We start from the raw sequence: 15,452 nt of genomic DNA, 5'->3' as shown, positions 1-15,452 counted from the left end.
TTGCGAGAGCTTGGTGATGACCCCGAACATCATTTTTATAATGGCCGACGATCACGCCGCCCGCGCCATTAGCGCCTATGGTTCTGGCATCAATCATACGCCCAACATTGATCGCCTGGCGAAGGAGGGCATGCGGCACGACGCGGTTTATGTTTCCAACTCGATCTGCACACCGTCACGCGCGGCAATCCTTACTGGCACGCACAACCACGTGAACTGCGTGACCACGCTCGACACCCATATCGACAACCGCCTTCCCAACGTCGCCAAGCATCTTCGCTCCGGAGGCTATCGCACGGCCATCTTCGGCAAGTGGCATCTCGGGGAGGGCAGACCCCATGAACCTACCGGGTTTGATGAATGGACGGTTTTGCCCGGGCAGGGGGACTATTGGGACCCCAAGTTCATCTCATCCGACGGAGTATCTCGTGTCAGCGGCTATGCGACCGACATCATTACGGACATGTCGGTCGACTTCATAAAGCGCAACCAGGATCAGCCCTTCTTCCTGATGTGCCACCACAAGGCGCCCCACCGGAATTGGCAGTACCACCCACGTTATGGGCACCTTTGGCAGCACGAGGACGTTCCCCTGCCCGAGACCTTCAATGACAACTACGAAGGCCGGGCCGCCGCCGCAGCAGCCAAGATGCGGGTTCGTTCGGACCTGTTGTGGGAAGACCTTGCCCTGGTGCAGCCCGAAGGTGGGGCAGAGCGTGCAGGCCATCGGATGCTTGAGCCATTCGCCATGCGGAAGATCCCGGACCTCCTGCCCGGCAATAGCATCACGGTGATCTGCGCCGAAACGGGTGAGAGGTTTGCCTTCGACGACCCGCAGCGTTTCGCAGAATTCAAATACCAGCGTTACCTCAAGCGATATCTGCGCACGGTTCAGGCGATCGACGATGGCGTCGGCCGCATGCTTGATACCCTGGACGAACTCGGCCTGGCCGAGAACACCATCGTTATCTACACCTCCGACCAGGGCTTTTTCCTGGGCGAGCATGGCTGGTTCGACAAGCGGTTCATGTATGAGGAAAGCTACCAGATGCCTTTCCTCTGCCGATACCCCGCGGCAATCTCGGCCGGCAGCGTGTCGGGCGATCTGGCGGGCAATGTCGATTTCGCTCCAACTTTCCTCGACTATGCCGGCCTGCCTGTCCCTAGCTACATGCAGGGGAAGTCGCTGCGGTCTGTGCTGGAGGGCCGTACCCCCGACGATTGGGACCAGATCGCCTATCACCGCTACTGGATGAACAACGACGCGATCCATGAGGCCCGTGCGCACTATGGCGTGCGTGACCAGCGCTACAAGCTGATCTACTGGTACAATGATGACCTGGGGCAGCTCGGCGCGCGACCGGTCGGTGCAGCGCCCGAGTGGGAGCTCTTTGACTGTGAGGTCGATCGTTGCGAGCTGGTGAACTTGGCCAACGATCCGGCTTACGCCGACGTCTTCCTCACGATGCTTGGCAAGCTCGACAATCACATGAGCGAAATCGGCGACGTTCCTGAGCACGACAGCCTGCAGGTTCGCGCCGGAATTTCAGCCCGTTCTCTCAAGACCAGCGTCGGCTGAAGGGCCCGAAATGAACTGCTGCGGGAGCCTGAGCAGGGTAGGGGCGGATGTGATCGCGGCCAGTGTGCCCCGGTCGTCATGGCAGAGCATTGCCGATTCCACGCCACCGGCGCGTGCCCGTTTCGTTGGCGGCCCCAGCCATACCGGGACAAGCATGCCCGAAATACCGCAAGACGGCGAAGGTCTGGTGACCTACCACCAACTGCTTCCCTTCGAGATGGATGTCGCGCCCGTGACGTGCGCACGCTTCTCCGCATTTGTGCTCGACACGGGCCATATCACGGAGGCCGAGCGTTTTGGGTGGGGTCTGGTCTTCATTCCCCTGCTGCGGGATAACGGGCCGGTGTCCCCGATCGACGGGCGTTCGCCCTGGTGGGGCAAAGTGGAAGGGGCTTGCTGGCACCGGCCGGAAGGTGTGGGAAGCGACGTTCGGCAACGGGCAAACCATCCCGTCACCCACATATCCTGGTCGGATGCCCGAGCGTTTGCGACCTGGGCCGGAGGCCGGCTGCCTACTGAAGCGGAATGGGAACATGCCGCCAGGGGAGGGTTGGACGACCCGCGATTTCCTTGGGGCGACCACGAGCCCGACGACCAGGACTTCCTGCCCTGCAACATCTTCCAGGGCAAGTTTCCCGAGTACAATACCATCGCCGACGGCTGGCGGGGGACTTCGCCGGTTGCGACATTCGCGCCGAATGGTGCCGGTCTCTACGACATGGCCGGCAACGTCTGGGAGTGGACTTCGGAGACCTTTCGTCTGCACTCGACCACCAGCGGCGCCGAGAGGCGCAATTCATCCGCTCGCGAGCGCCACGAAGTCCTGATGAAGGGTGGCAGTTTTCTTTGCCACCGCACCTACTGCTACCGCTACCGCATTGCGGCGCGCCTCGCCCTCCCCGCCGATAGCGGCGGCTGCAATTCGGGCTTTCGCGTAGCTTTCGGGCCCGTCAGCCATCCTGAAGTGCGTCCTTGATGGGCGCGTTGCTTAGAATTGGCATCCTAGGCGCGGCGCGTATCGCACCGCGGGCGATCATTGAACCATGCCGTCGTCGGGCTGACGTGACCGTAGCGGCAGTTGCATCGCGGCGGGCGGACAGCGCCGAAGCCTTTGCCAGCCTGCACAGGATAGAGAAAGCGTACACCAGCTATCAGGCGATGCTAGACGATCGGGACATAGACCTCGTCTATGTCGCGCTTCCCCCGTCCCATCATGCCGAGTGGACCATTCGCGCGCTTGAAGCCGGCAAGCACGTCTTGTGTGAGAAACCGTTGGCATTAAATGCCGCTGAAGCCGAAACCATGTTTGCAACCGCAGAGCGTTGCGGCCGGATCTTGGTAGAAGCCTTTCACTACCGGCACCATCCGCTCTTTGAGCATATCGTTAGCCTGCGACAGAAGCTGGGTAAGGTCAGCTCAATACGGGCTGAATTTCACGTAGATATCCCGTGGGATCGCGAGGACATCCGCTACGATCCCGCCCTGGGCGGTGGCGCTATGATGGACCTGGGCGTTTATCCGCTCCATTGGCTGCGCTCATTCATGGGCAGCGAGCCTGAAATCATAGCCGCTACCGCGCGGGTCGGGGCATCTGGCGTCGATACGAGGATGGAGGCCACCCTGCGGTTCGAGCAGGATGTCGATGCGACCATGATCGCTGACATCCAGGATCCTCCGTTTCGTCCCTGGCTGCGGATTGAGGCGGCTCAGGGGTGCATCGAGGTGGACAACCCGTCCTCGCCTCACCGAGGTCACTCCATCCGCTCTTGGCGGGACGGAATTCTGAGCCAATACACGGTTGGCGGTGGGACCACCTACGACTACCAGCTTGCCGCTTTTCTCCGATCGGCGTCCGTGGGCATTCCCTCGATGGAGAACCGCGATGACGCCATCGGAAACATGGCCGCAGTCGACCGGATTTATGCACTCACCATGCCACAGAGGCGACCTCTTCGATGACCTCCGTCTCGCTTGGGGCGTCCTGCCGTCCCACCCATACGAAACTGAGGAATCCATCGTGAAGAACATCACGGCGATCGCACATGTAGCCCTCAAGGTGAAGGACATTGAGAGGTCGCTCGCCTTCTATCGCACCGTTCTCGAATTCAAGGAGATGCTCAGGCTAGAGAACCCGGTCGGCGGCCTTTTTCTAGTCTACCTACGCGTGACCGACACCCAGTATCTCGAGCTGTTTCCTGACGCCGTCGGTGACCAGGCGCCCGGCGCCGATGCCATGGGCGTCCATCACTTCTGCCTTGAAGTGGACAACCTCGATGATGCGGTTCGCCATCTGATCGAGAAAGGTGCTGACACGTTTGTCGAGTGGATCCAGGGCGAGGTCCAGGTGAGCCCGTCCCCAGTAGTCAACACTGGTCGCGACGGGAACCGGCAATGCTGGATGATTGATCCCGATGGAAATCGGATCGAGCTCATGGAGATGGGAAGCAACTCGCTCCAGAGGCGGGCAATTCAGCGATTGCGAGGTGAATGATATGGGCGATCAAGCCTACACCCTGGAGTCCTTGGCGGAGGAGCAGGAATCCCTCCGACTTGAGCGCTTCGACTACGAAATCGCCTGGCGCTTGGGTCAGATGATGCGCACTGCGGCAAGCGAACGGAAATTGAAGGTCTCTGTTACCCTCGCGCACGGGGCAGACATCATTTTCGCGACACTCTTGCCGGGGGCCACGCCCGACAACCTAGCATGGGCGGCGCGAAAGCGCGCCGTCGCGCAGCGGTTCCAGCGCAGCTCGCTCTCTATGCGCCTTCAGGCCGAGAAGACGCAGTTCGACTTCAACGAACGCTTCCGTTTGCCTCCCGCAGATTATGTCGCAAGCGGCGGCGGAGTGCCGCTCATGATGCAAAATGGAACGCTGGTCGGCACTGTCGGCGTAAGTGGCTTACCCGACGTCGAAGACCACACTCTGGTTATTGATGCTCTTAAGCGGCTGAAGAACGGAGAAATGGGCGGCTGACCGGAGCGATATTGGGAGATCGCTTCGATTAGGATGCAGCCCCAGGGCGATTGGCGAACGAGAGCGCGTGCTCAGCTGGAGCTTGCAGTGCCAACGAAGTTGCCCCGGAGAGCCTCTCACGTGGGCTGTGCATTCCGTGGCAAATCCTTGCCCACGGAATGCACACGACGCACAACTGATAGAATTGGCGAAACTGCATTGTTAGAAGATGCGAATTCAACCGGCGAACCAGATCATGCCGGCAAGGCTAGTGTAGAAATCCCGGAGCAGCTCCAGACCTTGCGACAGCGCCTTGCGGCTTGGCGAGCGGGTATCGTCGGCGGCCTCGGAATTGGTGCAAGGCTTAGGCAACTAATCCGACGGCGCGAAAGCTGGCTGGTCCTGCTCGCCGTAATTGTCGGTGCTGCTGCGGGCCTGGTGGTCATCGTGTTGCGCGACCTGGCCTACGCGCTTCAGCGTGTCCTATACGACTTGCCTGACGAGCAGCGCCTGAGCGCCCTGCATTCACTACCGCTCCACCTGGCTCTTATGCCTGCTGCAGGGGGCATCATCCTGGGTGTCGCCATGCTTTTTCTTCGGCGCCGGAAGTCGAGGTATGTCGACTTGGTCGAGGCCAATGCTCTTCATGGCGGTAAGTTGTCCATGGTCGACAGCTTGATCATTACTGCTCAGACGGTTGTATCCAATGGCTTCGGTGCGTCTGTGGGCCTTGAAGCCGCCTATACGCAAATGGGCGGGGGCCTGGCCTCCAAACTCGGCGACATCTTCCAGCTGCGACGCGGCGACATGCGCAAGCTGGTGGGGTGTGGTGCCGCCGGTGCGATAGCGGCGGCGTTTGGAGCGCCGTTGACCGGCGCCTTCTACGCTTTCGAGCTCATCATTGGCACGTACACCATCGCCACCTTGACACCGGTCGTAGCAGCTTCGATCGCTGCCGTGTTGGTCGCCTCCCTGTTCGGTCAGGGCGAGCCGATCGTTTCGATTACCCAGGCAATCAACATCGGCCTGCCCCAAATCGTCCTCATTGTCCTTTGTGGCTTTGCCACAGGTGGCGTAGGAATCCTGCTCATGCGGCTTGTGGGATTGATCGAAGCTGCGTTCAGCGGTCTAAAAATACCGACTTGGGCCCGTCCCGCTATTGGTGGAACAATCGTTGGATGTCTTGCGTTGGTCACGCCGGCCGTTCTCTCCGCAGGTCACGGCGCCTTGGAGCACGCATTTGTCGCGCCGCCACTACCGATAATCCTGGCCTTGCTGATAGTGTGCCTGAAGATAGTTGCCTCGGCTGTCTCGCTGGGCTCAGGTTTCCGAGGTGGCTTGTTTTTCGCCTCGCTTTTCCTGGGTGCTATCCTGGGTCAGGCATTCTACTGGCTGGCCGCCTACATCGACCCGGGTCTGTTTCCTGACCCGAGCGTGCCCATGCTGGTTGGGATGGCTGGCCTTGCCGCTGCGATCGTGGGTGGTCCCTTGACTATGGCATTCCTGGCGCTTGAAACATCAGGGAGCCTACCTTTGACCGTAGCAGTTCTTGTCGCTGCGGTTGCTTCATCCATGTTGGTACGCGAAACTTTCGGATATTCGTTCACCACTTGGCGCTTCCACCTGCGCGGCGAAACTATCCGCAGTGCGCATGACGTTGGCTGGATGCGCAATCTTACGGTCGGCAAGATGATGCGCCGCGACGTCAAATCGGTTCCGGACCGAATAACCTTCAAGGAGTTCCGCCGCCTCTATCCCCTTGGTGCGGCCACCAGAGTTATCGCGGTGCGTGATGATGGTCGCTATGCCGGTTTGATCGATGTCGCCGATGCATATGGCGAAGGGGTCGACGACGACACCCTGTCGGTGCAGGCGGTGCTTCAGTACCGCGAGGTCATGTTGCACCCCGCGATGGGAGCGAATGACGCCGAAGCCTTGTTCGAAAAGCACAGCGCAGACGCCTTGGTGGTGGTGTCTGACCTTGCAGAACGCAAGGTGATCGGCACCTTGACCGAGGCCCACCTGCTTCGGCGCTACGCAGAGGAGCTCGAGAAGGCCCGAGCGGACTTGGCGGCGTGACCTCTCTTCTTTACAATGCCCACGGCGCCGAAACGACATCCGCATCTCAATGTCGGGCAAGGGCAACTGTCACGACAACGCCATGGGTCGAGACTTTCTTCAAGACCCGAAAATCCGAACTGATCTGGCGAAGGTGGATCAGACCCGCCGCGGCTGGCGCACGGCCAGTGCCTTCCTGAGAGCCTATAGAGCCAGGGCCCGATGCGGTCGGTCACTGGTGTCCAACCGAGGCGGCAGAAGAATAGGTCCAGCACCACCGAGAGAGCCAGTCTCTGGTCCAGAAGTAGGAGATCTCGACACCCATTTTGATCGGGAGCCTCGGCCTCGAAAACCTGAGCGAACAGAGCCGGTGTGGCGACGCCAACAGCGTGCCTGTCATCCGCCCAGGCCGGATTTGCACTGGAACGGCGGACTTTGCTCTTGAAAGCCGCTTTGGGTGCAAGATGGGCGTTTAGGCCGCAGCGCCCAGGTCTTCCTTTGCTTTCAGCTTTGACGGGGAGCCGGGTGCATTGCAGGCATACCTTCAGGCCGTCCGCAATCCTCCGCCACAGGTTCCGCCGACCGTGCCACAACCGAAGCCCAACCTCGTGCCCGATGGTAAGTTAGGCGGCACCGACCTATGGGCCAACATTGAAGACTACATGCGCATGGGCGACGATTGGGATCGGGAGAACCATCCACCCCGCCCCACGCCGCCCCAGGGCACGAGCGAAGATGCTGCCGATGGGGATATTATTGAGGAAACGTGCAGCAGCTTGACGCCTCAGCCCACCCCAAACAATCCTGAGTTCTATGAGTGCTACAGGATCGATGGATATTATCGCCGCCCCCCAAGTGGCAACAATTGCGATCCCGATTTCCGAGGCCGCTACAAAACGGTAAACCGGTCCGCTACTGCGACGCTCAGATGGTGTACAATTGAGGAAGGGTGAAGAAGGTGTGTCAATGCGGAGGCCGCTTTAGCTTGATCGCGCCCATTTTCGTACGGTCTGCTTTCCACCAAAGGTCAGGAACCCCGAAGATTACCAGGATGCGCGGCTTGCGAGCCATCATCTGCTCAAGCCATGAGCCTGCGGGTGCACCTCGCTTGCTCGCCTGCAGGACCACGGCACTGCAACCAATGATGAGAAGCCGCCGCAAGGTTCGCGCACCCATCTTGGTGATCGACCCCAGCTTTTGCTTGCCACCAGTTAAGAGCTGACGTGGTGCCAGACCCAACCAGGCCGCAAAGTCTCGTCCTTTGGTGAACGTCTCCGCCGGCGGGGCCAGGGCGGCAACCGCCGTGGCCGTGATCGGGCCCACGCCCGGTATCGTCATCACCCGCCTGGCGATCACGTCCTCGCGGGCCCGTCGGGCGATTTCCCGCCCGCTCAAAGGAGAGTTCACCAACCGATTGTTTGCAACTTGCACTCATCTGGGCGCGGTGACACCTTGGCAAGGCGGCAGGGGGACAGCAGACGTGGGCACTGGTTTTCGAACGCTGCTGCTCCTTAGACCCTCCGAACGCATGATGATGCCGCTGAGCACTCAGGCCTTTCAACAGACGCAAGGCTCGCGACGAAAGCTTCGCGCACGTTGCGCAGACACCCTGATCATCGATCGTGACGGCAAGGTTCAAAGCATCGCCGACATCGAGTTCCTGGGCGCCTTTGACCGAACGCCTATGCCACTCCTCTTGCACTGGTTCTTCGGTGTGGGCGGAATTCGAGTGGCGTTCAGAGAGGAGCCATCGCACACACTGAGCAGTGTCAAGCAACTCATCCAGGATTGCTTGCAGGGTCCGCATTCATTGCAGAATTGGGGTACAACCGATCCTGCAGAGGAGGAGCGGTTCGCGGAGGGAGTGCAAAGAGCCGAGAGTTTTCAGCAGCTCTTCAAAGCCTTGCGACTGCCTCGTCCGGACAAGGCGCTCGACTTGCTTTAGCTGTCGGCTGGCGCCGCCTCCGCGGGCAATTGGAAACCCAGCCGGCCTACGATGCGGCCCCCTATGCGGATGATCGGGACGGTCAGCGCGGGTTGATCGTGCCCTAGCGTTGGGAAGCGCCTGCGAACCTATCGCCACCTAACGGCAGCACGGGCGCGAGGCAACTTCCGACCCCCATTCCTGCCGTTGCGGCTGTTCTTGGCGCATCCCAAAGGCCGCCATCGGTCAAGGCACTGGGTCAGGGGCACTGGCGGGCTGCGACATCTGACGCAGCCCGCTTTGCCTTTAAGCGCGGGCGAAGGCCAGCAGGTCGGGGTTCACCACTTCGGGATGCGTTGCGAACAGCCCGTGCGACAGTCCCGCATAGGTCTTGAGGGTGCCATCTTGCAGCAACTTGATCGCCTTGTGGGCCGAATTGGCGATCGGCACGATCTGGTCATCTTCGCCGTGGATCAGCAGGACGGGGATGGTCAGCGCTTTCAGATCTTCGGTGAAATCAGTTTCAGAGAAGGCCTTGATGCAGTCGTAATGCGCCTTGACTCCACCCGACATGCCCTGACGCCACCAGTTCTGGATCAGGCCCTGGCTGATGGTCGCCCCTTCACGGTTGAAGCCGTAGAACGGTCCGGACGGGAGATCGAGGAAGAACTGTGCTCGGTTTGCCACCAGCGCCGCACGAAGGCCGTCAAAGATCGCCAGCGGGATGCCGTCGGAGTTGGCTCCGGACGCAACCATCACCGGCGGCACCGCACCGATCAGGACGGCCTTGGCAATGCGACCAGGTTCGGCCCTTGCGGCATAGCGCGCCACTTCGCCTCCGCCCGTGGAGTGTCCGATATGGATGGCGTTGGTCAGGTTCAGCGCCCGGGCCAACTCAACGACGTCATTTGCATAGGTGTCCATCTCGTTGCCGGTATCGGTCTGGTCGGACCGACCGTGGCCACGGCGGTCATGTGCGATGACCCGGTAGCCCTGTTCGAGGAAGTAGAGCATCTGATTGTCCCAGTCGTCGCCCGACAGTGGCCAGCCGTGGTGGAAGACGATGGGCTGCGCGTCGCGTGGGCCCCAGTCCTTGTAGAAGATGTTAGTGCCGTCCTGGGTCTTGATAGTCGCCATGATAAGGTCTCCTTGGTTCTGTGCGGAAGTCATGCGGTTCATCATCAGCAAGGCGGCGGCCGCCGCTCCGGCCGTCAGCAGTGCTCGTCTGGTAAGGTCGAAGATCATCGGGTGCCTTTCAGTTCGATATGGACAAAATACGTCCAGCCCTGCAGAAAGGGATGTGGCGAAAATGACAAACAACGGGGCAGAACGGACAATGGCGCAGAATTCCAAGCTGGTCGCCGAAATCGGTCTTCTGATTTACCCAGACTGCCAGCTGGCTGCGATCTATGGGCTGACCGACCTGTTCCGCATCGCGGGCGAATGGGCCGGCGACCCGCCGCGTGCCGTGCGCGTCACCCATTGGCAGACGACGGAGGCGGGCGTTGACTGCGTCTGGGATAGCCATCCCGGAGCGCCGCACCGACTGGCTCAGGTGATTGTGCCGCCCAGCATCGTTATGCCGGAATGCATGGCACCCGCGCCTGTCGCCGCGCGCTGGCTGCGTGACCAGCATGCGGCTGGCACTACGCTATGCTCGGTCTGCGCTGGGGCCTTCGTTCTGGCAGAAACCGGCCTGATCGATGGCCGACGCGCCACGACGCATTGGGCCTTTGCCCGGCAGCTGACGCAGCGCTTTCCCAAGGTGCTCCTGGCAGAGGAACACATGGTGCTGGACGAGGGCGATATCATGACTGCCGGGGGCATCCTTGCCTGGGCCGATCTAGGCCTGACGCTGGTGGGCCGCCTGCTGGGCCCCGCGACCATGCTTGCCACGGCGCGCTTTCTGCTGATCGAGCCGCCGCGTCAGAGCCAGCGTCCCTTTGCCCAGTTCGTACCTCACTTCGACCATGCGGATGAGGCAATCCGGCAAAGCCAACATCACGTCCACGCCCATGCCGCGACCCTGCAAGGGGTGGCCGATCTGGCCACGGCCGCGGGGATGACAGGCCGCACCTTTCTGCGCCGGTTCATTGCGGCCACCGGCTTCACGCCCGTCGAATACTTGCAGCATGTCCGGATCGCCAAGGCGCGCGAGGTCCTGGAACGGACCTTGACGCCAGTGGACCGTATCGCCTGGGATGTGGGCTATTCCGACCCGGCCGCGTTCCGCAAGGTGTTTCAGAAATTGGCGGGAATGCCGCCAGCCGCCTATCGCCAGCAGTTCGGCATCGCCGCACGCGCTCAAGCCGAACCGGCCTGACGCGAACTGCAGCTAGGTTGGAATATGGGAACCTGCCGGACATATCCCGCACGTTCTTATGCAACGGGATGTGGTGAGCAACGGCAGCTAACGCTCCGCTTTGAGTAATTGCAGACATTCCGCTTCCCACCCTATTCGGGACCTTGATACCCGCTTAGCAGACCGTCAGCTCTCGGGTCGCCGCAGCGGTGGCATGAACGGCAAGAATGGGGGCGGAAGACGGTCGGCAGGGAAGGGGCTGTGGCTAGCGTTATCAGGAAATGCGCGCCGATGTCGGGTCAGGCAGCTTGCTTGACGGCCTTCCGGGTGAGCAGTCTCCTTAGATACGCATCCCATTTCCTCATGGCTGCGCGCTTCTCAGGCATGTAGGTCCAGCGATCGTAGCTTTTCGAGCTTACGTCCTGCAGCGCATGGTTCTGCAGCCGATCGCGGATTTCCTTGGAGAGGCCGGCTTTGCCCGCCAGGGTTTTGAATGTGCGTCGCAGGTCGCGGTTGGTTGCAAAGGGGATGACCCCGCGGTCCCGCTGCCGCCAGATAAAGCTGTAGAGCGAGCCATGGCTGACTGACCTTGAAGGGTCATTGGCCGAAGGAAAATACCAGCCGTACTCGTTGGGGATGATGGAATCGATCAGCTCTGCTACCAGCGAGGGGACCGGTACAGCGTGCGGCTGGTCGTTCTTCGTCTTCGACCAGTCAATGATCTTTTCTGCCGCATCCCATTGATCGACATGGAGGCGCGCGATCTCCTCGACGCGCTGGCCAGTCAGCATGATGAGTTGGATTGCACGAGGGTAGGAGGGATGTACCGGAACGTCGGGGCAATCGAGCCACCAATAGAGGCGCGCGAACTCGGTCTCGTCCAGCCATCGCGTGCCCCGCACTTTTGGCTCAGTCGGGATAGCGGATGCGGGATTAAACGGTATGCGGAACCGGCGCGGCGATGCGTTGCGATAGTCGTGTTCGGACTTCATGCCCCAGCTATAGGCGGCGTGGACATAACTTCTGACGTGGTCTGCCATGGCGCGGGCGCCGCGCTCATAGATCGGTCGGATCACCTCCACGATTTCCTCAGGGTCGATTTCGCGGGCCAGGCGATGTCGGCCGAGCGAGTTGGCGATCTTGTTGAGGCCCTTTTCTGTCTCCTTCCAGGAGGGCTTGCTCGCGGACTTGAGGGCGGAAACATAGCCCCCGAATAGGTCCTCGACAGTTCCGGCGCGGGCGTCGGTCGCAATCTTGATGCTTCGGCCCTTCTGAATGATCTTGGCGAAGTCGCGGTCGAATATCTCGCGCGCACTGGCCAGAGACATCGATGGGTAAGAACCGATCTTTTTCTTGACCCGCTTCCCGTCACGCCATTGTTGCGCCATCCAGTCGGCAGTCACACGGGTGGGCATAGGTTTCAGAACAAGGATTAGACGGCCGGTGCCGTGTCCGTTGCCGTCGACAAGCGTTTCCTGTTTGTCGCTTTGTTCGATCCGCTTAAGCGCGGCGCGTATTTCTCCATCAGAGATGACCGGCACGGTGTTTCTCCCTTGCGTTGAGAGTGGACCTGCCGACAGAGGAGAAGTGGGAGCACCCACCGAAAATGGAGTCGGCAACTGGGGTCGGTAGGGGTCTTGATCCCCCGATAACCACCCTGAATCTGCCACACTAGCCGGGACTACGACAAGTCAAAAAATACAGATGAATCAGTGTGATACAGCGTGATCCTGCGTGATCGAAATAGGCATTCTTGGATGGTTATGCATCACGCTCACTCCTGCTGGATCACCGATGATCACGCTGGATCATAATGGCGCAAGACTGGGGCCTGGACCTCTTGGGCGCCACGACATCCCTTAAGGCCCGGAGTTCCGCTGGGGCAGGGGGCAGGTAGCTGCGCTGAGACCGCGGAAGTGGGCTGAGCCGCGATCATCCCACTCGACAGATTTCGGCAGGTTTGGGGCCGACAGCGGACTGGCAGGTTTTGGGGCCAAAACAACAGAAGCGGACGGTCAATCCAGCCGAGGAGCTAAGGCTACGCCGATTGTGCAGCTTGCAGGTTCGTGAGGGCGGTCGTGACGGCTTCGCAATCCCGAAATGGTGCTTAGATCTTGTTCACAACCCACATTTCCACGTCCGTCTCCACGTGGCCTCCCACGCTGGCAACCGATCCGCGCCTTAGAACCGGCGAGTAGACCACATGCCATGAGGTAAGTGGTGCTGCAGCGGCTGACGCAATGTATGGAGCCAAATAGATGAACAGCATAAAGTGTGCAGGTCTGGTCTCGGGACTGTTTGTCGCTTTGTCGGCAACGCTGACACCGGTGCAGGCGACCGAAATCCGAACAGCTATTCGATTGTGCGACGCAAATCCCAACTGCACCTACACGATGAATGATGGCGACGGCGGGATCGATATCATTGTTGGTGACAACATAATCTACTGCGCCGAAGCGGGCGAATGCGCCTGCGTTTCCTGTCCCCCACCGGCTCGCATCGCCGGGGCCCCTGGCAAGGGACCATTTTTGCCGACGAGCGTGAGCAAGCTTTTGCAATCGGGCCCCGCCGTGCCGTCTACGCGCTAGTACCGGATTGTGCTACCGCTCTCGATCAGGCGGGCGGCGTGACGAAAATGCGCTTCGGATTCGGGCGCAAAACGGAACGTGTCGAGGAAATCGGCAATGCCATACCGCGGCACGGCAACGCGAATGGCTGCCATCATTGTTCGCGCTTCTTCGACGCGTCCCACCAAGGCCAGGCAATGGGCGGCGATGGCCATGATCGTGGCGTGCGCATTGGGGCGCGCCGCAGCTTTCATCGCCCAGTCAGCGGCTTCCTCGAACTGGCCCAACCGAACGTGGGCCATCGCACGGGCGCCCAGCATGCCGAACAGCAGCGGATCGAACGGGCTGAGGTTGCGGGAATGATCTGCTGCGGCGATTGCTGCCTGCGGATCGCCTGACTGCGACTGCACGAACGAAAGGGCGTAGTGCCCGAGCGCGAAGTTGGGGCTCAGGTCTACCGCCTGTTCCAGCTCCACCAGCGACTGATCGACGTCGCCACGCATCCACAGCGCTCGGCCCATGGCCCAGTGGGCGGACGGGTCCCGATCGTCGGCGATGAGGCCTTGTCCTGCTGTTGCATAGGCGAGATCACGGTCCCGACCCTTGTCGCCCCAATGTTGAAACGCACTCTGCCAATGGGTAAAGGACAGGCCGGCATGGGCCCTGGCGAAGGTTGGATCGAGGTCGACCGAATGCTGGAAGAACCGCTGCGCCAGCCCGTTTTCATCCTTGGTGAAACGGTACATATGCCACAGGCCGCGATGGTACGCTTCCCAGGCATTGAGCGAACTTGCGGGCTTCAGCACGGCCAGGTTTCGCTCGACGGTCTCAATCTCGCTGGCAATTGCCGCAACGATCTGGTCACCAAGCTCGTCCAGTAGCGTAATCGCATGAGCGGCGCTCCGTTCGAATTGCTCGCTCCAGACGATCCTCCCGGACCTGACCTCGATCAGTTCGATGCCCAGGCTCAGGCCGCTGTCGCTGACCTTGCAGGTGCCGCTGGTGACATAGTCGACCTTCAGCTTCCTCGCTGCCTCAAGGGCGCCCTGGCCACTTTCCGTTAGCGCATAAACCGATCCCCGGGCGATGACGAACAGCGTGCGCATGCGGGCTAGCCGGGTAATGATGTCCTGCGTCAGCGCATCGGCAAGTCCGCCCCGCGACCCTTGCTCGGTTTGTTCGACAAACGGCATGATGGCCAGGGATGCACGATGGCGCGGGAGTAACGGCTCTGCCGCTGCCTCGCTGGGGTCAGCTATCGCCAGCGTCGCTGGCACTCGCTCAGTGCCCTTCACCCTGTCCCCAGCCGAGCGAAGGCCTGCAGTATCCAAGCCTTCGGAACGGAACAGGTCGATCGTGTTGCGCAGGTGCGTCTCCGCGGCGCTGATCTGGCCGGCCTGACGCAGGATGCTCAATAGGAGCACATGTGGCCGCTCGTCATATGGCGAGAGTTCGATCCAGCGTTCGATAAGCACGAGGCGGCTGGCAGGGTCCGTGCAGGACGAGACGGCGAGTTGCAGCAACGCGAGATAGTTGCCGAGTGAGCGTCGCCGCTGGGCGGTCACCCAGGCCTGAAAGACGGGAGACCGATCAAGCGTCAGGCCATCGAGGAATTGCCCGCGCCAGAGTGCCGACAATTCCGGGTATGGCATAGATGCCGCCGGTGCGGCCAGGGCCGCTTCAAGCGATGCAATATCGATCTGGCAGTCGGTCAACGCGAGCCAGACATGGTCATCTTCTGTGCATACGCGCTCCGATCCTGGCTCGTTGAGCAATGCCCGCAGCTTGCTGAGGCACCAGCGCAGTTCGCCGCGCGGATCGCTTGGAACATCCCAGAGCAGTTCACACAGATAGCTGCGGCTGACGGGCCGCGGCGCAAGGGCCAGGTAGGCCAGCAGCGCACGCGCCTTGCGCGATGCAGGCAGGGCAACGGCGCGGCCGTCCCGCCATACCGCCAGGGGCCCGAGCATCGTGATTGCGATGCCCTTGCAGTGGTTGTCATGCTCCGATGCAGCGGATTTCATGCGCGTTTCCACGCTTTCTCCCACGATGGTCGGCTCGAAAGTAT

At 60.9% G+C, this 15,452-nt stretch carries 12 protein-coding genes and 1 pseudogene; 9 read left to right on the top strand and 4 right to left on the bottom strand.

The features are described from left to right. Nucleotides 1-16: 16 nt before the first annotated feature. From IM737_RS04440 to IM737_RS04415, 6 genes are all read left to right on the top strand, one after another. Nucleotides 17-1,579 carry a sulfatase family protein gene (locus IM737_RS04440; protein ID WP_236899858.1) on the top strand — a complete coding sequence of 521 codons (1,563 nt, stop codon included), beginning with the start codon at nt 17-19 and terminating at the stop codon, nt 1,577-1,579. Nucleotides 1,580-1,733: 154 nt separating this feature from the next. Further along, a complete protein-coding gene (locus IM737_RS04435) occupies nt 1,734-2,555 on the top strand; it encodes a formylglycine-generating enzyme family protein (RefSeq protein WP_236898653.1) in 822 nt (273 codons plus the stop codon). Further along, nucleotides 2,555-3,538, top strand: coding sequence for a Gfo/Idh/MocA family protein (locus IM737_RS04430; RefSeq protein ID WP_236898652.1), 984 nt, complete (start codon nt 2,555-2,557; stop codon nt 3,536-3,538). Before IM737_RS04435 ends, IM737_RS04430 begins: the two co-directional genes overlap by 1 nt. A 58-nt stretch (nt 3,539-3,596) precedes the next feature. Continuing rightward, nucleotides 3,597-4,070: a VOC family protein gene (locus IM737_RS04425; protein WP_236898649.1), complete on the top strand. Its 474-nt coding sequence runs from the start codon at nt 3,597-3,599 to the stop codon at nt 4,068-4,070. A 1-nt stretch (nt 4,071) separates the two neighbouring features. Next, entirely contained in the window at nt 4,072-4,554 is a 483-nt protein-coding gene (locus tag IM737_RS04420) for a heme-degrading domain-containing protein (RefSeq protein ID WP_236898647.1), read from the top strand. A gap of 198 nt (nt 4,555-4,752) precedes the next feature. After that, the gene (locus tag IM737_RS04415; RefSeq protein WP_236898645.1) at nt 4,753-6,612 is read left to right on the top strand and encodes a chloride channel protein; all 1,860 of its coding nucleotides are present in this window, start codon (nt 4,753-4,755) and stop codon (nt 6,610-6,612) included. A 1,023-nt stretch (nt 6,613-7,635) separates the two neighbouring features. On the opposite strand, the pseudogene IM737_RS04410 reads toward IM737_RS04415, so the two are convergent. Further along, a pseudogene (locus IM737_RS04410) lies at nt 7,636-7,935 on the bottom strand (transposase); the annotation flags it as partial. Between IM737_RS04410 and IM737_RS04405 the strand changes: the two are divergent. Continuing rightward, entirely contained in the window at nt 7,895-8,536 is a 642-nt protein-coding gene (locus IM737_RS04405; RefSeq protein ID WP_236899988.1) for a hypothetical protein, read from the top strand. The pseudogene IM737_RS04410 and the gene IM737_RS04405 sit on opposite strands and share 41 nt — an antisense overlap. Nucleotides 8,537-8,821: 285 nt before the next feature. On the opposite strand, the gene IM737_RS04400 is transcribed toward IM737_RS04405, so the two are convergent. Beyond that, a complete protein-coding gene (locus IM737_RS04400; RefSeq protein ID WP_236898643.1) occupies nt 8,822-9,652 on the bottom strand; it encodes an alpha/beta fold hydrolase in 831 nt (276 codons plus the stop codon). A 31-nt stretch (nt 9,653-9,683) separates the two neighbouring features. Here IM737_RS04400 and IM737_RS04395 point away from each other — a divergent pair, with 31 nt between their 5' ends. Continuing rightward, nucleotides 9,684-10,838, top strand: a complete 1,155-nt coding sequence (locus tag IM737_RS04395) for a GlxA family transcriptional regulator (RefSeq protein WP_336886231.1) — start codon at nt 9,684-9,686, stop codon at nt 10,836-10,838. Nucleotides 10,839-11,116: 278 nt separating this feature from the next. Here the strand turns inward: IM737_RS04395 and IM737_RS04390 are convergent, their stop codons facing one another. Further along, nucleotides 11,117-12,358 (bottom strand): tyrosine-type recombinase/integrase, encoded by a 1,242-nt coding sequence (locus tag IM737_RS04390; RefSeq protein WP_236898641.1) that lies wholly within the window; start codon nt 12,356-12,358, stop codon nt 11,117-11,119. A gap of 717 nt (nt 12,359-13,075) precedes the next feature. Between IM737_RS04390 and IM737_RS04385 the strand changes: the two genes are divergently transcribed. Next, nucleotides 13,076-13,405, top strand: coding sequence for a hypothetical protein (locus tag IM737_RS04385; RefSeq protein WP_236898639.1), 330 nt, complete (start codon nt 13,076-13,078; stop codon nt 13,403-13,405). Here the strand turns inward: IM737_RS04385 and IM737_RS04380 are convergent. Continuing rightward, complete coding sequence (locus IM737_RS04380) at nt 13,402-15,408, bottom strand: BTAD domain-containing putative transcriptional regulator (RefSeq protein WP_236898637.1); 2,007 nt, start codon at nt 15,406-15,408, stop codon at nt 13,402-13,404. The two genes, IM737_RS04385 and IM737_RS04380, sit on opposite strands and share 4 nt — an antisense overlap. Between the last annotated feature and the right edge of the window lie 44 nt (nt 15,409-15,452).

Source organism: Devosia sp. SL43 (assembly GCF_021729885.1).
Classification (GTDB): domain Bacteria; phylum Pseudomonadota; class Alphaproteobacteria; order Rhizobiales; family Devosiaceae; genus Devosia.
Note: the sequence above shows the minus strand (reverse complement) of the source record. Positions and strands in the feature narration are given on the sequence as shown.